Raw genomic sequence first — 20,668 nt, forward strand, 5'->3', positions numbered from 1 at the left:
GTTAGAGACTAAAGTTTAGGCTAGAATAATACTTTCATTGATAATTGAGAGATTCGGATGGCTTTTAAGCACATAACCCTCACTTTTGCATTGTTGCTTGCAGGATGTGAAGAATCTTTTACCGTTGAAGATATTTGTGTGCAATCACCCGCCATGTGCAATGATCTTAACCAAGATGGCCACTGTAAAGCACAACGAGAACATACAATCTTTTATCGCTACCTCGAATCCTTACAACCAACCGATGAGAACAAATATCAACTACTCAAAGCGTTTGAGCATTACAACCAATGTATTGGCTTAGCCGCTAATATTCAGCATATAAAACTAAAAGGTAAAACTACCGCCCGTCGACGAGCCTACCTCACCAGTAATAGAGAAATGGCACGTATTTATCAGCAAACACAAGCAACCACTCACCCTGGCCTACTCTATTACCATTGGTCAAGAAACAATGATGAAACGGCACTCACCCGGCTACTTGCTCTAGAAAATACCCCCGAGGTGGAAACGAGTGCTGAAATGCAATTTTATTTAGCGTCTTATTACATTAAAGTTGATGAGCAAAAAGCAATTGATTTTTTATACAACACATTGGCATTAAATCAAGCTAAGCAAATACCTGATCCGGAAATATACACCTCTTTAATTAGCCTTTTCTATAAGCACCATCAATATAAGCACGCGTACATTTTTGCCAAAATAGCAGAGCTTTCTGGGATAAAAAATATCGATATATTATTAATTGAGCAGCAATTAATAGCACAAGAAAAGAATTTAGACAGTTTAGATGCCCTCGCCGAGCAAACATTACACCAAATAAACCAAGGAAAATTTATTTCTCCCCGGAAATAATACAACAGATACAAAAAAGGCAGCTTGCGCTGCCTTTTTGTTTATTTTTTGCTTGTGCCTACTTCGACACGGGTCTTTAACTTTTGCCCCGGCCTAAAAGTAACTACGCGACGCGCTGAAATTGGAATATCTTCTCCCGTTTTCGGATTACGTCCCGGTCTTTCTTTCTTATCTCGAAGATCAAAGTTACCAAATCCAGAGAGCTTAATCTGCTCGCCTTTTTCAAGCGCTGAGCGGATTTCTTCAAAAAACGCTTCAACTAAATCTTTGGCATCTTTTTTATTGATCCCGAGCTTTTCAAATAGGTGTTCAGCTATGTCGGCTTTAGTAAGCGCCATATCTAGTCCCTCAACGATGCATTAAACTGTTCGGCCAGTGCGGCCACCACGTTATCAACTACCTGATTGATATCTTTCTCTTCGAGTGTTCTATCAACCGCCTGCAGTGTTAGAGCAATCGCCAAACTCTTATAATTTGGCTCAATACCTTTGCCCTTATACACATCGAATAAGTTTAGGTCAACCAATTGATTTCCGCCAACTTTTCCGATGACGTTTAAAATATCACCAATTTTAACGCTGTCTTGTACTAAAATCGCGATGTCGCGGCGATTTGATGGGAATTTAGACACCCCTACAGCTTGAGGTAAATTTCTTTTTTCTAATGCCGACATTTCAATTTCAAACACAAAAGTAGCATTGTTGATATCTAACGATTTTTGCGCTTGAGGATGTAATGCACCAAAGAAACCTACTTTTTTACCATCAACATAAATAACGGCAGACTGACCCGGATGAAGACCATCCGATTGCTCAGCTTTAATTTCAAAGCGGCTAACATCGTTGGTAATTGCAAGCAATGCTTCAACATCCCCTTTTAGGTCATAAAAATCAACGTTACGTTTTTCTTCAACCCAATGCTCACCATGAACCAAACCAGTAATAACGCCACCAATAACAGGCACTTGGTATACACCATTTTCAGCATTTTCATCACTGATAAACTTAAGGCCGTGTTCAAATAAGCGAATACGAGGTTGTTGGCGGTTTTGGTTATACGCAACAGATGAAAGCAACCCTGGCATTAAACTTACACGCATCGCTGACATTTCAATTGAAATTGGGTGCGGCAATACCAATGCATTACACTCAGGGTGTAAAATAGCTTGCGCTTTAGGGTCAACAAAACTGTAAGTAATGGCTTCTTGATAGCCACGTGTTACTAAGGCATTACGAAAACGGCTCAGGGCAACAGTTGACTCATCATGCGTGGTCATTTTCAGTTTTGCAGTTGGTGCAACATTAGGAATGCTGTTATAACCGTATACACGTGCAACTTCTTCAATTAAATCTTCTTCGATACGAATATCAAAACGGTAGCTTGGTACATCAGCACTCCAGCTATCATTGTCAAATTTAACATCAAGTCCTAAACGCGTCAGAATATCGGTTACTTTCGTATCTTCAATATGATGACCAATAACGCGGTCTAAACGTGAACGACGTAAACGTACTTCAGTTACTTTTGGTAACTTATCAGCAGCAACAGCTTCAACAACAGGGCCCGCTTCACCACCAACAATTTCAAGCAGTAACGCTGTAGCGCGCTCCATTGCGTCATGTTGTAGCGCAAAGTCTACGCCACGCTCATAGCGATGAGATGCATCGGTATGTAAGCCGTAGCTGCGTGCTTGACCAGCAATAGCCACAGGGTTAAAGAATGCGCTTTCTAACAGGATATCAGCTGTTTTGTCAGTAACGCCAGATTGCTCACCACCAAAAATACCAGCAATGGCTAGCGCTTTATGATGATCGGCAATCACTAATGTCGATTCATTTAACTTTGCAGTGTTACCATCAAGTAAAACTAATTCTTCACCTGCGTTTGCACTACGTACTTTAATTCCACCCTCAATCGCATTTAAATCAAATGCATGCATTGGGTGACCAAGCTCTAATAACACAAAGTTAGTCACATCAACTACCGGGTCGATTGAACGCACACCACTACGGCGTAGCTTTTCAACCATCCATAGAGGTGTTTCAGCATTAAGGTTAATGCCTTTGATAACACGCCCTAAATAACGAGGACAAGCTTCATCGTTAACCAACTCTATTGATACTTTATCTTCAATTGTCGGTGCTACCGCTGGAATACTTAATGTATTAACATCAATGCTGTTCAGTACGCCAACTTCACGAGCTAGGCCTTTAATACCTAAACAGTCACCACGGTTAGGGGTTAAATCTACATCTATGATATTGTCATCTAACCCTAAGTATTCGCGTAAATCTGTGCCAATCGGCGCGTCAAGCGGCAATTCCATAATGCCATCGCCTTCTTCGCTAATGCCTAGCTCATCAAACGCACACAACATGCCGTGTGATGGTTGACCACGAAGTTTGGCCTTTTTAATTTTAAAATCGCCTGGTAATACTGCACCAACAGTGGCAACAGCAACTTTAATACCTTGGCGGCAATTTGGTGCACCACAAACAATATCAAGCAGTTCATCACCACCAACATTAATTTTTGTTACACGTAGTTTATCTGCATCAGGGTGCTGGCCACATTCAACCACCTCACCTACAACAACACCATTAAATTTGGCTGCTGCCGGCTCTACGCCATCTACTTCTAAACCAGCCATTGAAAGCTGTTCCGAAAGAGCTTGCGTATCAATTGCAGGATTTACCCACTCTCTTAACCACTTTTCACTAAATTTCATTTTATTTCTTCACTCTTAACGGAACTGGTTTAGGAATTTTAAGTCGTTTTCGAAAAACGCACGTAAATCGTTTACGCCGTAACGCAACATAGTTAAGCGCTCTACACCCATACCAAAGGCAAAACCGGTGTATTTTTCAGGATCGATACCAACAGACTTAAGTACGTTAGGGTGAACCATGCCACAGCCTAATACCTCTAACCATTTACCATCTTTACCCATTACATCAACTTCGGCTGAGGGCTCTGTAAATGGGAAGAATGAAGGACGGAAACGAATTTCCATATCTTCTTCAAAAAAGTTACGTAAGAAGTCATGTAAAATACCTTTGAGCTCAGTAAAGCTAACGTCCGTATCGACCATTAAACCTTCCACCTGATGGAACATAGGTGTATGTGTTTGGTCGTAGTCATTACGATATACACGCCCTGGTGAAATTATACGAAGCGGCGGCTGCTCTGTTTCCATGGTACGAATTTGCACACCACTAGTTTGAGTACGCAACACCAACTTAGGATTAAAGTAAAAGGTATCGTGGTCGGCGCGAGCAGGATGGTGCTCAGGAATATTTAGCGCATCAAAGTTATGAAAATCATCTTCAACTTCAGGGCCTGATTTAACTTCAAAGCCTAGTTCACCAAAAAAGCTTTCAATACGCTCAATTGTTCGTGTTACTGGGTGAAGGCCACCAGAAGGCATAACGCGCCCTGGTAAAGTTACATCGATAGTTTCAGCAGCTAGTTTTTCTTCAAGTGCTTTACTCGCTAAAAGCTCACGCTTGTCATTAATTGCGCTTTGCACATCTTGCTTAGCTTGATTGATTACCTGGCCTGCTTCTTTGCGTTCTTCAGGAGCAATTTTACCCAGTGTTTTAAGTAAGCTGGTGATCTCGCCTTTTTTACCAAGGTAGTTAACCCTGATCTCTTCTAGTTGCGCGATTTCACTGGCACTGGCAACTGCCTCAAGTGCTTGCGCTAATATATTTTCTAAGTTCATTCGATACCTGATCTTTCAAAGAAGGTGATTACAATTTAGTTAGCTAATGATAACTGAAAGCGGGGTCTAGATTCTAGACCTACTACAGCTTTAGCGTTGATTTTATGAAAGGAATAGTTAATTTTCGCTGTGCAGCCATGGATGCGTGATCTAATTTGTCTAATACATCCAATAAAGCGCGCATATCACGACTTAAACGGGTTAATAAAAACCGCGCACATTCGTCGCTAAGTTCAAGTCCACGCATATTCGCACGTTTAACCAGCGCTTGTGCTTTATCATCATCACTCATAGAACGAATTTGAAAAGTGGTACCCCACTTCAAACGTGATTCTAAATCGGGCAAGCTAATATTAAGCATATTTGGCAGTAAATCAGCGGTTACTACCAGCATTTTATTAGGCTCATTAAAGCGGTTAAAAAAGTTAAATAACGCTTTTTCCCATGCATCATTACCTGCCACTAGGTGAACATCATCAATACATAATACGTCTAGCGCCTCAAGGCCATCTAAAACCATCGGCCCAAAATGAAGAACCTCTCGCATTGATAGCAGCATATTCGATAAGCCGCGCTCCTGGGCTTGAATACAGGTGGCGTATAACAAATGGGATTTACCTGAGTCTCCTAAGCCACACAAATAAGTATACTGAAAAGCTTGAGATAGCTTAGAAAAGCTATCTTTAAGGTGGTTAACCTCTAATGAGTCTTCTCCCCCAAAATAAGAGGCAAATGTTTCATCATCCGGTAAAGTAACCGGTAGTGCCATTTGCATTGGCTCTTGAGTTAGCATTAGTTTTCAACCCATTGATACTCTAGGCTTTGCTTATCAACTATGTGATAAAAAGCACGGGGGTCGACGTAATCTTTAAAGGCATTATCAAGACCAAGAGCTTTTTTAAGGTCGTTAACAGTGCCGGTATGATCTAGCTTAAATTCAACAGAATCGGGAGTTTTACGTATAATAACCGCTTGGGTGACAACACTTAGGTTGAGTAGACGGCGCTTTGCCAACTCTATATCCACAAAATTATCTGTCCCTTTTAAGGTCAAATTGGCAGTACGTTGCTCATAATACGCATTCGGATCGATCGCATATTCGCCAGCTAAACCTTGTGCTAAATCATCAATCATTTGCGCAACGATTTGCTGTCTATAGCCAATAATTCGGTTAGATTCAAACATTTCGTCATTAGTAAAACGCCAATCTAATACCCAATTATCGGAGTTAAACTCTTGATACATTCTAGCAGTAATACTTCGCTCAGCACTGTAACGTTTAGATGCCTCTTCTACTGGTTCAGAAAAGTTCCCCCAAACCTCAGGGACACCAACAAGGCGTCTATCTTGTAAATCAAGCAAAGGTACAACGACAGGTAATCCACGACGGCTTGCCTTATCATAAATGAGCTGCTCTAACTGTGGGTAACTTTCTTGAGTTACTAGCTCTCGTTGCCTGTTATCTTCAATCCCTAACCAGATTGCAACCAGTGGTCGTTGCATTCCCCATAATGGCAAATTAAGCTCTTTGATTAGTGCATCGATTTTTCGTGCTTCAAACTTAACTAATAATTTAAGCTCTCCGGGGATACGCTCATCATATTCAAATTTCAGCATATAATCGGATATATCTTTAGTGCGTTGCTTAGCGACTCGATTTTCATCTGCGCTTTTGTTACCACTCACTTTTACTAATACGTTAAGTAACGCTTTGCGGCTAGCGTCTAAACGAGTATCACGAGATTTATCTTCTACGACCAAAATATCTTGATATAGATCAGTTACTTCAACTGCTGATACAGAAACACAAAAGAAAATGGATAAGGCGCTAATTAATAATCTATACACAGGCAAATCATTCATGGTTTTAAACTGTTTTGATCCTAAATCAAAGCCACTAACAAAGCAAAATTATATTTTTCTCAGTCACTAACGCCATTAAGCTCGCTTTAATGATCATAAAAAACCTCAAAGTAAATACCGACTAATTGAAGTCGGTTCTCTACTTAATTACGGCAATCACCTAGAATATTGTCGAGATACTCAACCCACGCTACGATGGTCAGGTTAACGCAGTGCAGCTGATAGCTGACGGCTGACGGCTAATATTTTCACTTTCCTGCAGACGTAAAAAAGCCCGACTCTTTCGAATCGGGCTTTCTCTTATTTGGAGCCTGGTAATGTCCTACTTTCACATAACAAATGCTACACTATCATCGGCGCTGTTTCGTTTCACTACTGAGTTCGGCATGGGGTCAGGTGGGTCCAAAACGCTATTGTCACCAAGCAAATTTGGTTGTCAGTCCGTATCGCTACGCACTAACTAAAATTTGGAATTCTGATAATAAAGTCTTCTAGTATCTACTTTAGTTATATTAACTTCTTCGCTTGTTTCACTATCACATAAAACGCGTTTGGCGTTGTATGGTTAAGCCTCACGGGTAATTAGTACAAGTTAGCTTAATGGCTCACACCACTTCCACATCTTGCCTATCAACGTTGTAGTCTTCAACGGCCCTTCAGAGACTTTAAAAGTCTAGTGAGAACTCATCTCGAGGCCTGCTTCGCGCTTAGATGCTTTCAGCGCTTATCAGTTCCGAACGTAGCTACCGGGCAATGCCATTGGCATGACAACCCGAACACCAGCGGTTCGTTCACTCCGGTCCTCTCGTACTAGGAGCAACCCCTCTCAATTCTCAAACGCCCACGGCAGATAGGGACCGAACTGTCTCACGACGTTCTAAACCCAGCTCGCGTACCACTTTAAATGGCGAACAGCCATACCCTTGGGACCGACTTCAGCCCCAGGATGTGATGAGCCGACATCGAGGTGCCAAACACCGCCGTCGATATGAACTCTTGGGCGGTATCAGCCTGTTATCCCCGGAGTACCTTTTATCCGTTGAGCGATGGCCCTTCCATTCAGAACCACCGGATCACTATGACCTACTTTCGTACCTGCTCGACGTGTCTGTCTCGCAGTTAAGCTGGCTTCTACCATTACACTAACCGTACGATGTCCGACCGTACTTAGCCAACCTTCGTGCTCCTCCGTTACTCTTTGGGAGGAGACCGCCCCAGTCAAACTACCCACCAGGCACTGTCCGTAACCCCGATTCAGGGGCCAACGTTAGAACATCAAAACTACAAGGGTGGTATTTCAAGGACGACTCCAACAAAACTAGCGTCTCATCTTCAAAGTCTCCCACCTATCCTACACATGTAGGTTCAATGTTCAGTGCCAAGCTGTAGTAAAGGTTCACGGGGTCTTTCCGTCTAGCCGCGGGTACACAGCATCTTCACTGCGATTTCAATTTCACTGAGTCTCGGGTGGAGACAGCGTGGCCATGGTTACACCATTCGTGCAGGTCGGAACTTACCCGACAAGGAATTTCGCTACCTTAGGACCGTTATAGTTACGGCCGCCGTTTACCGGGGCTTCGATCAAGAGCTTCTCCGAAGATAACCCCATCAATTAACCTTCCGGCACCGGGCAGGTGTCACACCGTATACGTCATCTTGCGATTTTGCACAGTGCTGTGTTTTTAATAAACAGTCCCAGCCACCTGGTCACTGCGGCTCCAATCAGCTTAGAGAGCAAGTCTCATCACCAATCGGAGCGTACCTTCTCCCGAAGTTACGGTACGATTTTGCCTAGTTCCTTCACCCGAGTTCTCTCAAGCGCCTTAGTATTCTCTACCTGACCACCTGTGTCGGTTTGGGGTACGATTCGGTATAATCTGAAGCTTAGAGGCTTTTCCTGGAAGTATGGCATCAGCAACTTCATCACCGTAGTGACTCGTCTCGTGTCTCAGCCTAACAGCAACCCGGATTTACCTAAGTCGCTAGCCTACACACTTTCACATGGACTACCATCGCCATGCTTGCTTAGCCTGCTCCGTCCCCCCATCGCAATTATACCAAGTACGGAAATATTAATCCGTTTCCCATCGACTACGCCTTTCGGCCTCGCCTTAGGGGTCGACTTACCCTACCCTGATTAACATGGGATAGGAACCCTTGGTCTTCCGGCGTGCGGGTTTTTCACCCGCATTATCGTTACTCATGTCAGCATTCGCACTTCTGATACGTCCAGCATACCTCCCGGTACACCTTCAACCGCTTACAGAACGCTCCCCTACCACTCAGAATAAATTCTGAATCCGCAGCTTCGGTGCATAGTTTAGCCCCGTTACATCTTCCGCGCAGACCGACTCGACCAGTGAGCTATTACGCTTTCTTTAAAGGATGGCTGCTTCTAAGCCAACCTCCTGGCTGTCTGGGCCTTTCCACATCGTTTCCCACTTAACTATGACTTTGGGACCTTAGCTGGCGGTCTGGGTTGTTTCCCTCTTCACGACGGACGTTAGCACCCGCCGTGTGTCTCCCGGATATTACTTTACGGTATTCGGAGTTTGCAAAGGGTTGGTAAGTCGGGATGACCCCCTAGCCTTAACAGTGCTCTACCCCCGTAAGTATTCGTCCGAGGCTCTACCTAAATAGATTTCGGGGAGAACCAGCTATCTCCCGGTTTGATTAGCCTTTCACTCCTAACCACAGGTCATCCCCTAACTTTTCAACGTTAGTGGGTTCGGTCCTCCAGTTGATGTTACTCAACCTTCAACCTGCCCATGGCTAGATCACCGGGTTTCGGGTCTATACCTTGCAACTATTCGCCCAGTTAAGACTCGGTTTCCCTACGGCTACCCTAATCGGTTAACCTCGCTACAAAATATAAGTCGCTGACCCATTATACAAAAGGTACGCAGTCACCCTCGAGGGGCTCCTACTGCTTGTACGTACACGGTTTCAGGTTCTATTTCACTCCCCTCACAGGGGTTCTTTTCGCCTTTCCCTCACGGTACTGGTTCACTATCGGTCAGTTGGGAGTATTTAGCCTTAGATGATGGTCCACCTATATTCAGTCAAAGTTTCACGTGCTCCGACCTACTCGATTTCACTTAAAATGCGTTTTCATGTACGGGACTATCACCCTGTATCGTGGCACTTTCCAGAGCCTTCCATTAACACATAATAAGCTTAAGGGCTGTTCCGATTTCGCTCGCCGCTACTATCGGAATCTCGGTTGATTTCTTTTCCTACGGGTACTTAGATGTTTCAGTTCTCCGCGTTCGCCTCGTTAACCTATGTATTCAGTTAACGATACCTGCAAGCAGGTGGGTTTCCCCATTCGGAAATCCTAGTCTCAAGTGCTTTTTACTAGCTTGACTAGGCTTATCGCAAGTTAATACGTCCTTCATCGCCTCCAACTGCCAAGGCATCCACCGTGTACGCTTAGTCACTTAACCATACAACCCAAACGGGTCTTTGTTTCGTGACAGTTTAACTTCGCCAGAAGTTAATATTGAATACTAAAGTAGATACCAATTAATCCGAAGATTAAATTGGCACTGAATGATACTGCTATCATTCTTTTTTACTTTTGAAAACTCTGTACAAATACAATGTATTCATACGAATTTTATTATCAGCTTTTCCAAATTTTTAAAGAGCATATTAATTAGTTAACCCAGAGGGTAAAACTAACTAACAATCATCTGTGTGGACACTACGAACAAATAAGTTCTAAATCGTATAAGGAGGTGATCCAGCCCCAGGTTCCCCTAGGGCTACCTTGTTACGACTTCACCCCAGTCATGAATCACTCCGTGGTAAACGTCCTCCCGAGGGTTAGACTATCTACTTCTGGAGCAACCCACTCCCATGGTGTGACGGGCGGTGTGTACAAGGCCCGGGAACGTATTCACCGCGTCATTCTGATACGCGATTACTAGCGATTCCGACTTCATGGAGTCGAGTTGCAGACTCCAATCCGGACTACGACGCACTTTAAGTGATTCGCTTACCTTCGCAGGTTCGCAGCACTCTGTATGCGCCATTGTAGCACGTGTGTAGCCCTACACGTAAGGGCCATGATGACTTGACGTCGTCCCCACCTTCCTCCGGTTTATCACCGGCAGTCTCCTTAGAGTTCTCAGCATTACCTGCTAGCAACTAAGGATAGGGGTTGCGCTCGTTGCGGGACTTAACCCAACATCTCACAACACGAGCTGACGACAGCCATGCAGCACCTGTATCAGAGTTCCCGAAGGCACCAAACCATCTCTGGTAAGTTCTCTGTATGTCAAGTGTAGGTAAGGTTCTTCGCGTTGCATCGAATTAAACCACATGCTCCACCGCTTGTGCGGGCCCCCGTCAATTCATTTGAGTTTTAACCTTGCGGCCGTACTCCCCAGGCGGTCTACTTAATGCGTTAGCTTTGAAAAACAGAACCGAGGTTCCGAGCTTCTAGTAGACATCGTTTACGGCGTGGACTACCAGGGTATCTAATCCTGTTTGCTCCCCACGCTTTCGTACATGAGCGTCAGTGTTGACCCAGGTGGCTGCCTTCGCCATCGGTATTCCTTCAGATCTCTACGCATTTCACCGCTACACCTGAAATTCTACCACCCTCTATCACACTCTAGTTTGCCAGTTCGAAATGCAGTTCCCAGGTTGAGCCCGGGGCTTTCACATCTCGCTTAACAAACCGCCTGCGTACGCTTTACGCCCAGTAATTCCGATTAACGCTCGCACCCTCCGTATTACCGCGGCTGCTGGCACGGAGTTAGCCGGTGCTTCTTCTGTCAGTAACGTCACAGCTAGCAGGTATTAACTACTAACCTTTCCTCCTGACTGAAAGTGCTTTACAACCCGAAGGCCTTCTTCACACACGCGGCATGGCTGCATCAGGCTTGCGCCCATTGTGCAATATTCCCCACTGCTGCCTCCCGTAGGAGTCTGGGCCGTGTCTCAGTCCCAGTGTGGCTGATCATCCTCTCAAACCAGCTAGGGATCGTCGCCTTGGTGAGCCATTACCTCACCAACTAGCTAATCCCACTTGGGCCAATCTAAAGGCGAGAGCCGAAGCCCCCTTTGGTCCGTAGACATTATGCGGTATTAGCAGTCGTTTCCAACTGTTGTCCCCCACCTCAAGGCATGTTCCCAAGCATTACTCACCCGTCCGCCGCTCGTCAGCAAAGTAGCAAGCTACTCTCTGTTACCGCTCGACTTGCATGTGTTAGGCCTGCCGCCAGCGTTCAATCTGAGCCATGATCAAACTCTTCAATTAAAAAGTTTTATGTCTTTCGACAGCTCAATGAATTCTGAATTTATTTAATATCTTTCGATATTGAATTGACTGTGCTGCAATTCCTACCTAAGTAGTTATTGCTGTTGGTCACTCAGTTTCAATTGAGACTCTAAATTTGTTTGCCTCACTTAGTAAACTAAGCTTGGCTGTTAGAACTCAATCTGTACGAGTGCCCACACAGATGATTGCTTTATATTGTTAAAGAACGTTGCGATTAAAGCGTTAAACTTTATCTCGCTAGGGCTGCGCATATTACGCTTTCCTATTTTTTTGTCAACACTTAATTTTAAAATTTTTAAAAAATCTAAACTCAAGTTTTACTCGACTTACTAAGTGACTTGCTTGCCTCGCTAAGCGTTGCCTGCTCTGCCGTCTCAGTGGGGTCGCATTATAGGGCGAATCAATTTTAACGCAAGCGTTTTTAAACGCTTTTTTGCATTTAATTTTTACCCCAAAGATACCCCACCCAGACACACAAGATACCCACAAAACCTTGTGGACAACTCATTTTTTTGCGCTGTTTACTAAACTATTTACCTTGCTTGTGGTAAGTTGCGGCGCATATTTACAACTCGTTCACTAGGCAACACACATGACAGATATAATAAATAGTATAAGTGGTCTCTTATGGGGTCATATTTTAGTGTACTTATTAATAGCCGCTGGGCTATTTTTTACCATACGTCTTGGTTTCATCCAATTTGTACAATTCCCACACATGATTAAAGTCATGTTTCAAAGTCGCCAAGGGTCAGATGGCGGTATTTCCTCTTTCCAAGCATTTTGTACTTCTTTAGCCGCCCGTGTTGGTACCGGTAATATGGCAGGTGTTGCAGTCGCACTTTATTTAGGTGGTGCTGGTGCTATTTTTTGGATGTGGTTAATTGCTTTGATCGGTATGGCCACTAGTTTTGCAGAAAGCACATTGGCTCAAGCTTACAAAATACGTGATGAAGAAGGCAACTTCCGTGGGGGCCCTGCTTATTATATGGAGTACGGACTTGGCAAGCGCTGGATGGGCATAGTGTTCTCACTATGTTTAATTTTAGCCTTTGGTTTAGTTTTTAATGCGGTACAGTCAAACTCTATCGCTGCAGCTTTTGAAGTCGCCTTTGGTATTCCTAACTATATAGTAGGTATTGCACTTGTAATTGGTTCAGGCATCATAATATTTGGTGGCCTAAAAACAATTTCACGATTTGCTGAATTAGCAGTGCCATTTATGGCCGCTGCCTACTTAATTGTTGCACTGTATATATGTGCTGTAAATTACACTGAGTTGCCTGATGTGTTTATGCATGTAATTAGAAGTGCCTTTGGTCTTGAACAAGCTGGCGCTGGTGCAATTGGTTATGGTGTAATGCAAGCAATGATCCAAGGGATCAAGCGCGGGTTATTCTCAAACGAAGCGGGTATGGGTAGCGCAGCTAACGCTGCAGCAACTGCAACTCCTAACCCACCTCACCCTGCATCACAAGGTTATGTACAAATGCTAGGTGTCTTTGTAGATACCATTATAATTTGTACAGCTACCGCTGCTCTTATTTTATTATCAGAACAGTTAGTACCAGGCTCTGATGTAACGGGTATAGCACTTACACAAGCAGCGCTTGAGGAGCATGTTGGTAGCTGGGGCGCAATATTTGTTGCAGTCGCTATTTTGTTTTTTGCTTTTACATCAATTGTAGCTAACTACTCTTATGCAGAAACGAACTTATTGTTTTTAGAGCATAACCACGCATCTGGCATGCTGATCTTCAGATTATTAGTGTTAGGTATGGTGATGTTTGGTGCCCTTGGTGAATTACCATTAGTGTGGACTCTAGCTGATGTGTCTATGGGCCTAATGGCGATTGTAAACGTAATCGCGCTATTTATGCTCTCAGGAGTTGTGGTATGGCTTGCCAAAGATTACAACGCTCAACGACGTGCTGGAAAGTTACCGACGTTTGATCCAAGTAAAAACAACAAGCTTAATAAAACTATTCCGAAAGGTATTTGGCACAAATAACTTTAAAGAGATTTAAGTTAAAAACCCGAAACGGCCATGGCCATTTCGGGTTTTTTATTGTCTAGTACCAATTCACTTAATTAAGTAACCTATATTGAGCTAGATAAACCTGTTAATGGCAAAGCAAAAATTTCGATGTTTAGTTGTTCTATATGAGGAGTTTTTAACTCAACTAGCGTCTGGTTTGGCGTCTCAAAATAATTAAGTATTATTGCGGATTGATGTAAGTCTCGCCGGTATATTCCTAATAACAGTATTTACCTAGTAAGACTCTTAACAAACGCATTAGTATTATCAAGCGCCTCGTCCCCTCTCTTTATAAATAATTAGTGAAGCAATTTACATTAACGCTATTAATGCTGGTTATGGCTTTGTAATGGTGTTAATACAAATAACAGTATGCGACTTTGGTTGATGCATATTACGAAACAAACCCATCAACGCCATTAAAAGCCTTATATTACTGCTTTTATATAAACCTCTTAAATTGGCCAGCCTGTTTTGGGGTGGATAGTTCATCGATAGCAAGGCGTAAATTTAGTGTTTTGTTCTAAATGAGAGGTTTTTTCGTGGCTAGAGTCAGGTTTGAGCTATAAAAATGATCAGTGGGAATATATTGATGGGATAAGCTTTTGAAAAATGTGAGACTTAAAGATCTCAAACAAACGAAATAATTTAGTGTAAGGAATAAGATACTAGTTTGATAATGCGATTTTATAATTAATGGTTTAATAAAATAATGGTTAAACTAGAATAAACAAGGAAAGTATAAAGTGGTGCCCGAGGCCGGACTTGAACCGGCACGACTTGTTAGTCGAGGGATTTTAAATCCCTTGTGTCTACCAATTCCACCACTCGGGCATCGAGTTTGCTAATTAAAGCGTGTGGAGTAATTATTTGGAGGCGGAACCCGGAGTCGAACCGGGGTAAACGGATTTGCAATCCGGTGCATGGCCACTCTGCCATTCCGCCTAAACATATCAAATAATTTGGAGCGGCACACGAGGCTCGAACTCGTGACCTCGACCTTGGCAAGGTCGCGCTCTACCAACTGAGCTAGTGCCGCATAAAACTTTATCAGTAATTTGTACGTTGGTGCGCGACCATGTCGCGGTAAAACGTTCTGGCAACTGAGTTAGTGCCATAAAATAAGTATTTATCAAACTTTTAATTAACTTGGTCAATAATTAAAAGTGGTGCCCGAGGCCGGACTTGAACCGGCACGACTTGTTAGTCGAGGGATTTTAAATCCCTTGTGTCTACCAATTCCACCACTCGGGCATCGAGTTTGCTAATTAAAGCGTGTGGAGTGTTGATTGGAGGCGGAACCCGGAGTCGAACCGGGGTAAACGGATTTGCAATCCGGTGCATGGCCACTCTGCCATTCCGCCTAAACATATCAAATAATTTGGAGCGGCACACGAGGCTCGAACTCGTGACCTCGACCTTGGCAAGGTCGCGCTCTACCAACTGAGCTAGTGCCGCATAAAACTTTATCAGTAATTTGTACGTTGGTGCGCGACCATGTCGCGGTAAAACGTTCTGGCAACTGAGTTAGTGCCGTATAAAACATATTTATCAAACTTTTAATTAACTTGGTCAATAATTAAAAGTGGTGCCCGAGGCCGGACTTGAACCGGCACGACTTGTTAGTCGAGGGATTTTAAATCCCTTGTGTCTACCAATTCCACCACTCGGGCATCGAGTTTGCTATTTAAAGCAAGTGGATAAAACTAATATGGAGCGGCACACGAGGCTCGAACTCGTGACCTCGACCTTGGCAAGGTCGCGCTCTACCAACTGAGCTAGTGCCGCATCATATTAATTCTAAATAATTTTTATAAGTTACATATTGGTGTATGTAACCAAACCACAAAGTGGTGCCCGAGGCCGGACTTGAACCGGCACGACTTGTTAGTCGAGGGATTTTAAATCCCTTGTGTCTACCAATTCCACCACTCGGGCATCGAGTTTGCTAATTAAAGCGTGTGGAGTGTTGATTGGAGGCGGAACCCGGAGTCGAACCGGGGTAAACGGATTTGCAATCCGGTGCATGGCCACTCTGCCATTCCGCCTCAATACTAGGTTAGCTTTAAGATAAACTGGAGCGGCACACGAGGCTCGAACTCGTGACCTCGACCTTGGCAAGGTCGCGCTCTACCAACTGAGCTAGTGCCGCTTTATGTTTATCTAGGGGGCTATGCCCTCTCAACACGGACGCATTCTACAGAGATTATTAAACGCGTCAACACAAAAAATGCTACTTTTGAACTGTTTGATTATTTTTTATCTAAAATGGTGCGTTATTAGACGTTTACAATCAATTTTTGGTCAATTCTCCCCATGCTGCAACTAAATATTGCACCATAGAACTAAGCGTTAAAAATGTGGCTATATAAAGCAAGCCATAACTTAAATACATCATCCAGCTATCGTACTGCCAAATTAAACCGATAATGGCTAACATTTGAGCTGCGGTTTTTAACTTACCCATATCGGATACAGCTACGTTACCGCGTTTCCCCTGTTCAGCCATCCATTCGCGTAGCGCCGATATAACAATTTCACGGCTAATAATAATAAGCGCGGGTATGGTCATATACAAAGATTGGTAATGCTCAGATAATGCAACCAAGGCAGCACACACCATTACTTTATCAGCAACCGGGTCTAAAAATGCACCAAAAGGCGTTGATTGCTCAAGTTTACGGGCTAAATAGCCATCAAGTATATCTGTGATCGAAGCCAGCCAAAAAATAAAGGCAGCAACAAAGAATGCCCATGAATAAGGCATATAAAATATCACCAAAAAAATGGGGATAAGAAAGAGTCTAAACGTTGTGAGTGTGTTTGGAATATTCCACATAACTACTTGGATATGTCTTTTTTTCTATATTCGCACATAGGGCTAGCCCTTGTCATGCAAATGGTTAAATATCTTCTCAGCCATGTCAGGACTGATCCCAGGAACTTTCTTTAGCTGTTCTATATTAGCAGCTTTTACACCTTGCATGCCCCCTAAATATTTTAATAATGTTTGTCGACGCTTTGAACCAACGCCATCTATTTCTTCTAGTAACGACTGAGTGCGTTGTTTTTGCCGCTTATTACGGTGCCCTGCAATTGCAAAACGATGGGATTCATCGCGTATATGCTGGATCAAATGAAGCGCTGGTGCATCAGAATCCATAGGAATTGTTTTACGCCCGCCATCTATAAGCAAGGTTTCAAGACCCGGCTTACGGCTAGTGCCTTTTGCAACACCGACTAATAGCGGCATTTTTGTATGCGGCCAGTTTTCGAAGTATTGCTCTGCTCTACCTAATTGACCTTTACCACCATCGATAAAAATAACATCGGGAATTTTCTCCTCATCAACCAACTTGTTGTAACGTTTGTTTAGTGCAAATTCCATAGCGGCGTAATCATCACCACCGGTAATACCGGTCACGTTGTAACGACGATACTCTTTATTGTTAGGGCCTTGAGAATCAAATACAACACAACTGGCCACTGTGTTTTCACCCATGGTGTGACTGATATCAAAACATTCCATGCGATTAATATCATCAAGACGCAAAGTAGCCTTTAATTGCGCATAACGCTTGTTTATCGAGTCTTGAGTGCTTTGCTTAACCGTAATGCTATTTAATGCATTTTTATTCGCTAACTGTAAGTACTGTGCTCGCTCACCACGGGTTACCACTTTAAGCGATACCTTACGTTCACTAATTTGGGTCAAGGCTTCACCTAGTGCATCACTTTCTTCTATTTCAAATGGTAAAATGATTTCTTTAGCAATGCGCCCTGTCGCACCTGGAGCTAAATAATATTGACCTAAGAAAGAGGTTAAAATTTCTTGCTCTTGTGAGTCTTTAGGCACCTTTGGAAAATAAGTTTTACTACCCAGCACTTTATGATCGCGAATCATTAATAGATGAATCCCATTTAAACCGTTTAAATGGGCAAAGCCGACCACATCCATTTCCGCAAAATTGCCAGAGATAGATTGCTGCTCCTGCATTTTACGCAGCAACATAATTTGGTCGCGAACTTTAGCTGCAAGTTCAAAATTAAGCTGCTCACTGGCTTTTTCCATTTTAGCAATGAGATCGGCTATTACTTCATGAGATTTACCAGTTAAAAACTTGCGGACATAATCAACTTGCTGCGCGTATTCATCTTCAGAGACTTTATTAACACACGGCGCAGAACAACGTTTTAATTGATACTGTAAGCAAGGGCGACTACGCGCACGGTAGTAGGCATCTTCGCATTGACGTACCGGAAATATTTTTTGCATTAAGCGTAAGCTTTCAGAAACCGCCCCCGCGCTTGGAAACGGACCAAAATATTCACCTTTTACTTTTCTGCTACCACGATGAAAGGCTAAGCGAGGATGCTTATGATTTGTGAGCAGTATATAAGGGTACGACTTATCATCACGTAACAGAATATTATAACGTGGCTGATATTTTTTAATGAGGTTGTTTTCGAGCAGTAAAGCTTCTGTCTCTGTATTAGTAAGCGTGACTTCAATATTACAAATATTACTTACTAAAACACGGGTTTTACTATCGGTTATATTACTACGAAAGTAACTACTTACCCGCTTTTTTAAACTTTTAGCTTTACCGACATAGATAACTTGGTTGTCATTATCGAGCATGCGATAAACGCCAGGCTCACTCGATAATGTTTTTAAAAACTGGACATGATCAAATTCAGACATATATACCGACTAGTAAGAGATATCTATATCAATCATTTTGTAACGTATGGCTAAATGAGTAAGCTCTACATCGCCTCCTACGTTAAGCTTTTCAAACATGCGATAGCGATAACTGTTTACTGTTTTAGAACTTAAATTTAAGCGATCAGCAATATCCTGTGCTTTTTCACCTTTGGTGATCATCAGCATAATTTGTAGTTCACGCTCGGATAGGCTTTGAAATGGGTTTTCATCGGTACGCCCGGTTACCTGCGCAAGTGCAATCTGTTGCGCTATTTCTGGAGCAATATAGCGTTGTCCTGCATGCACACAGCGTATAGCGCGAACCATTTCATCAGATCCAGCACCTTTGGTTAAAAAGCCATGAGCACCAATTTGCATGACCTTACTTGGAAATGGGTCTTCGCAATTAACAGTAAGCACAATAATTTTTACATCAGGGCAGTAACGGCAAATCTTTTTAGTTGCCTCAAGCCCGCCCATACCAGGCATGTTCATATCCATTAATACTATATTTGGCGCATGCTGACGACAAAACTGCACAGCCTCTTCGCCTGTTTTAGCTTCACCTATTACTTTAAAACCACGTATATCATCAAGAATACGTCTGATCCCTGTGCGCACAAGTTCATGGTCATCAACTAAAAGTACGTTAATCAATGGAACACCCTCACTAGCCTAATAAGATGCAAGTTAACAAAATTAATTTTCAACATTAGCATAGATACTACGAAACCATAACTAATATTATGCTTTCGTAATCGGTCTTTATGACCGATATGATTAAAAGCGCATTTACCTATAGCAGGTAAATACGCGCCAATGATTTATGCTGACGCTTTTTCACTAAAACGGTCTACCCATAAAGCAATAATACCATCGCCAGTTACATTACATGCAGTGCCGAAGCTATCTTGCGCTAGGTAAAGTGCAATCATTAGTGCCACAGCACCTTCGTTGAAACCAAGCATGCTAGTTAATAAACCTAACGCCGACATTACTGCACCACCAGGGGCGCCTGGCGCTGCAATCATCACAACACCTAACATCATAATGAATGGCAACATAGCCATTAATGAAGGTACTTCCATGCTAGGCGATAAAAACATCACAGCCATAGCACAGGTAACTATTGTAATTGTTGAACCTGACAAATGAATAGTGGCGCATAATGGCACTGTAAAGTTAGCTACATCCTCTTTAACGTTATTTGCTTTACTTGATTGCAAAGATACTGGAATGGTTGCCGCACTCGACATGGTTCCTAATGCAGTAAAGTACGCAGGTAACATATTTTTAATTAGCTCAATAGGATTACGCTTAAGTAATAGGCCTGAGGTAATGTATAAAACACTCAACCATAACCAATGCATCACTAATGCAGCAATAAGTACTACACCAAATGCTTGTAATGTATCAACAACGGTGCCTGCTACGGTCATTTCAGCAAATACACCCGCAATGTAAAACGGTAATGCCGGAATAATTACTTTTGAAAGTAAACCATCAATAATATCGCGCCCCTGATCCGACACAGTTTTTAATGTGTCTAAGCCAAGCTGGCTCATACCAATACCAAATACAAATGCTGTAACTAAAGCAGTCATTACACCCATTAATGGTGGAATTTCTAAGTCAATAAAGCTTCCTACTTCGGTCACTGCTTCAGCTTCAAATGAAATACCGCCGCTTAAAAACGGAATAACCGCTGTTACTAATAAAAACGCTAAGGTACCGGCTATAATTGTTGAGCCATACGCAAAACCCACCGTTTTCCCCAGTAGATGCCCTGATCCTTTAGGAAGCCCGGCAATCCCAGAGGCAATAAAAAATAAAATAATCAGTGGAATTGTAAAACTAATAAGCTGGCCGATAAGCTCTTTTACTGTGTATAAAAGCTCAACGCCAGTTAAGGGAATGTAGAGCCCGACTAAGATACCGGCCACAATACCGGCAATTAATTTTAAGATTAACTTCATGGTGATTACTTTATTGAATTTAGATAATGTGTTTTTACCATGTTTTGAATAGTTTGTGTCAATAAACTGTTCAACCGCAGTTCATTTGCACAATTAAACAACAAAATATAAGTGTGTTGTGTTGATTTGTTTAAATAACGACTACATAAAGAAAAGATAAAGTACAAAGTTAAAAACGAACAAATGATTTCAAGTTTGCCTTTTTAATAACTAA

General features: G+C 42.7%; 11 protein-coding genes, 11 tRNA genes and 3 rRNA genes. 2 read left to right on the forward strand and 23 right to left on the reverse strand.

What is annotated here, in order from left to right; translation table 11 throughout:
* Positions 1–57: 57 nt before the first annotated feature.
* Entirely contained in the window at positions 58–855 is a 798-nt protein-coding gene (locus tag PUND_RS11710; RefSeq protein WP_010392883.1) for a DUF2989 domain-containing protein, read from the forward strand.
* Between the two features lie 41 nt (positions 856–896).
* Here PUND_RS11710 and ihfA read toward each other — a convergent pair whose 3' ends face one another.
* The 8 genes from ihfA to PUND_RS11750 form a co-directional block, all read right to left on the reverse strand.
* Complete coding sequence (gene ihfA, locus PUND_RS11715; RefSeq protein ID WP_008114070.1) at positions 897–1,193, reverse strand: integration host factor subunit alpha; 297 nt, start codon at positions 1,191–1,193, stop codon at positions 897–899.
* 2 nt (positions 1,194–1,195) lie between these two features.
* Positions 1,196–3,583, reverse strand: a complete 2,388-nt coding sequence (gene pheT, locus PUND_RS11720) for a phenylalanine--tRNA ligase subunit beta (RefSeq protein WP_010392886.1) — start codon at positions 3,581–3,583, stop codon at positions 1,196–1,198.
* 15 nt (positions 3,584–3,598) lie between these two features.
* The gene (gene pheS / locus PUND_RS11725; protein WP_008468473.1) at positions 3,599–4,579 is read right to left on the reverse strand and encodes a phenylalanine--tRNA ligase subunit alpha; all 981 of its coding nucleotides are present in this window, start codon (positions 4,577–4,579) and stop codon (positions 3,599–3,601) included.
* Positions 4,580–4,661: 82 nt separating this feature from the next.
* Positions 4,662–5,372, reverse strand: a complete 711-nt coding sequence (hda, locus tag PUND_RS11730) for a DnaA inactivator Hda (protein WP_010392888.1) — start codon at positions 5,370–5,372, stop codon at positions 4,662–4,664.
* Positions 5,372–6,427: a DUF2066 domain-containing protein gene (locus PUND_RS11735; RefSeq protein WP_041709573.1), complete on the reverse strand. Its 1,056-nt coding sequence runs from the start codon at positions 6,425–6,427 to the stop codon at positions 5,372–5,374. Before PUND_RS11735 ends, hda begins: the two co-directional genes overlap by 1 nt.
* A gap of 324 nt (positions 6,428–6,751) precedes the next feature.
* A 5S ribosomal RNA gene (gene rrf, locus PUND_RS11740) occupies positions 6,752–6,866 on the reverse strand.
* 137 nt (positions 6,867–7,003) lie between these two features.
* Positions 7,004–9,888, reverse strand: a 23S ribosomal RNA gene (locus PUND_RS11745).
* Between the two features lie 287 nt (positions 9,889–10,175).
* A 16S ribosomal RNA gene (locus tag PUND_RS11750) occupies positions 10,176–11,711 on the reverse strand.
* The 16S, 23S and 5S rRNA genes sit together here, the layout of an rRNA operon.
* Before the next feature lie 613 nt (positions 11,712–12,324).
* Here PUND_RS11750 and PUND_RS11755 point away from each other — a divergent pair.
* Positions 12,325–13,743, forward strand: a complete 1,419-nt coding sequence (locus tag PUND_RS11755; RefSeq protein ID WP_010391487.1) for an alanine/glycine:cation symporter family protein — start codon at positions 12,325–12,327, stop codon at positions 13,741–13,743.
* Positions 13,744–14,517: 774 nt separating this feature from the next.
* Here the strand turns inward: PUND_RS11755 and PUND_RS11760 are convergent.
* From PUND_RS11760 to PUND_RS11830, 15 genes are all read right to left on the reverse strand, one after another.
* A tRNA-Leu gene (locus PUND_RS11760) sits at positions 14,518–14,604 on the reverse strand.
* Positions 14,605–14,641: 37 nt separating this feature from the next.
* Positions 14,642–14,715: transfer RNA gene (locus PUND_RS11765), tRNA-Cys, on the reverse strand.
* Between the two features lie 18 nt (positions 14,716–14,733).
* Positions 14,734–14,809 (reverse strand) — tRNA-Gly (locus PUND_RS11770).
* Between the two features lie 128 nt (positions 14,810–14,937).
* Positions 14,938–15,024, reverse strand: a tRNA-Leu gene (locus tag PUND_RS11775).
* Between the two features lie 36 nt (positions 15,025–15,060).
* Positions 15,061–15,134: transfer RNA gene (locus tag PUND_RS11780), tRNA-Cys, on the reverse strand.
* 18 nt (positions 15,135–15,152) lie between these two features.
* Positions 15,153–15,228, reverse strand: a tRNA-Gly gene (locus tag PUND_RS11785).
* A 128-nt stretch (positions 15,229–15,356) separates the two neighbouring features.
* A tRNA-Leu gene (locus tag PUND_RS11790) sits at positions 15,357–15,443 on the reverse strand.
* 39 nt (positions 15,444–15,482) lie between these two features.
* Positions 15,483–15,558: transfer RNA gene (locus PUND_RS11795), tRNA-Gly, on the reverse strand.
* Positions 15,559–15,621: 63 nt separating this feature from the next.
* Positions 15,622–15,708: transfer RNA gene (locus PUND_RS11800), tRNA-Leu, on the reverse strand.
* A 36-nt stretch (positions 15,709–15,744) separates the two neighbouring features.
* A tRNA-Cys gene (locus tag PUND_RS11805) sits at positions 15,745–15,818 on the reverse strand.
* A 28-nt stretch (positions 15,819–15,846) separates the two neighbouring features.
* Positions 15,847–15,922 (reverse strand) — tRNA-Gly (locus PUND_RS11810).
* 141 nt (positions 15,923–16,063) lie between these two features.
* Positions 16,064–16,609 (reverse strand): CDP-diacylglycerol--glycerol-3-phosphate 3-phosphatidyltransferase, encoded by a 546-nt coding sequence (gene pgsA, locus PUND_RS11815; RefSeq protein ID WP_036933597.1) that lies wholly within the window; start codon positions 16,607–16,609, stop codon positions 16,064–16,066.
* Between the two features lie 42 nt (positions 16,610–16,651).
* Positions 16,652–18,475 carry an excinuclease ABC subunit UvrC gene (gene uvrC, locus PUND_RS11820; RefSeq protein WP_010391485.1) on the reverse strand — a complete coding sequence of 608 codons (1,824 nt, stop codon included), beginning with the start codon at positions 18,473–18,475 and terminating at the stop codon, positions 16,652–16,654.
* A gap of 9 nt (positions 18,476–18,484) precedes the next feature.
* Positions 18,485–19,135 (reverse strand): UvrY/SirA/GacA family response regulator transcription factor, encoded by a 651-nt coding sequence (uvrY, locus tag PUND_RS11825; RefSeq protein WP_010391483.1) that lies wholly within the window; start codon positions 19,133–19,135, stop codon positions 18,485–18,487.
* Positions 19,136–19,302: 167 nt separating this feature from the next.
* Positions 19,303–20,454: a dicarboxylate/amino acid:cation symporter gene (locus tag PUND_RS11830; RefSeq protein ID WP_010391481.1), complete on the reverse strand. Its 1,152-nt coding sequence runs from the start codon at positions 20,452–20,454 to the stop codon at positions 19,303–19,305.
* Positions 20,455–20,668: the final 214 nt, after the last annotated feature.

Source organism: Pseudoalteromonas undina (assembly GCF_000238275.3).
In the GTDB taxonomy this organism is placed as follows: Bacteria; Pseudomonadota; Gammaproteobacteria; order Enterobacterales; family Alteromonadaceae; genus Pseudoalteromonas; species Pseudoalteromonas undina.

What these genes read in the sequence shown, in the direction of transcription:
- uvrC (WP_010391485.1), bottom strand. Translation starts at nt 18,475, where the DNA reads ATGTCTGAATTTGATCATGTCCAGTTTTTAAAAACATTATCGAGTGAG.
- PUND_RS11830 (WP_010391481.1), bottom strand. Translation starts at nt 20,454, where the DNA reads ATGAAGTTAATCTTAAAATTAATTGCCGGTATTGTGGCCGGTATCTTA.
- hda (WP_010392888.1), bottom strand. Translation starts at nt 5,372, where the DNA reads ATGCTAACTCAAGAGCCAATGCAAATGGCACTACCGGTTACTTTACCG.
- ihfA (WP_008114070.1), bottom strand. Translation starts at nt 1,193, where the DNA reads ATGGCGCTTACTAAAGCCGACATAGCTGAACACCTATTTGAAAAGCTC.
- pgsA (WP_036933597.1), bottom strand. Translation starts at nt 16,609, where the DNA reads ATGTGGAATATTCCAAACACACTCACAACGTTTAGACTCTTTCTTATC.
- pheT (WP_010392886.1), bottom strand. Translation starts at nt 3,583, where the DNA reads ATGAAATTTAGTGAAAAGTGGTTAAGAGAGTGGGTAAATCCTGCAATT.
- pheS (WP_008468473.1), bottom strand. Translation starts at nt 4,579, where the DNA reads ATGAACTTAGAAAATATATTAGCGCAAGCACTTGAGGCAGTTGCCAGT.
- PUND_RS11755 (WP_010391487.1), top strand. Translation starts at nt 12,325, where the DNA reads ATGACAGATATAATAAATAGTATAAGTGGTCTCTTATGGGGTCATATT.
- PUND_RS11710 (WP_010392883.1), top strand. Translation starts at nt 58, where the DNA reads ATGGCTTTTAAGCACATAACCCTCACTTTTGCATTGTTGCTTGCAGGA.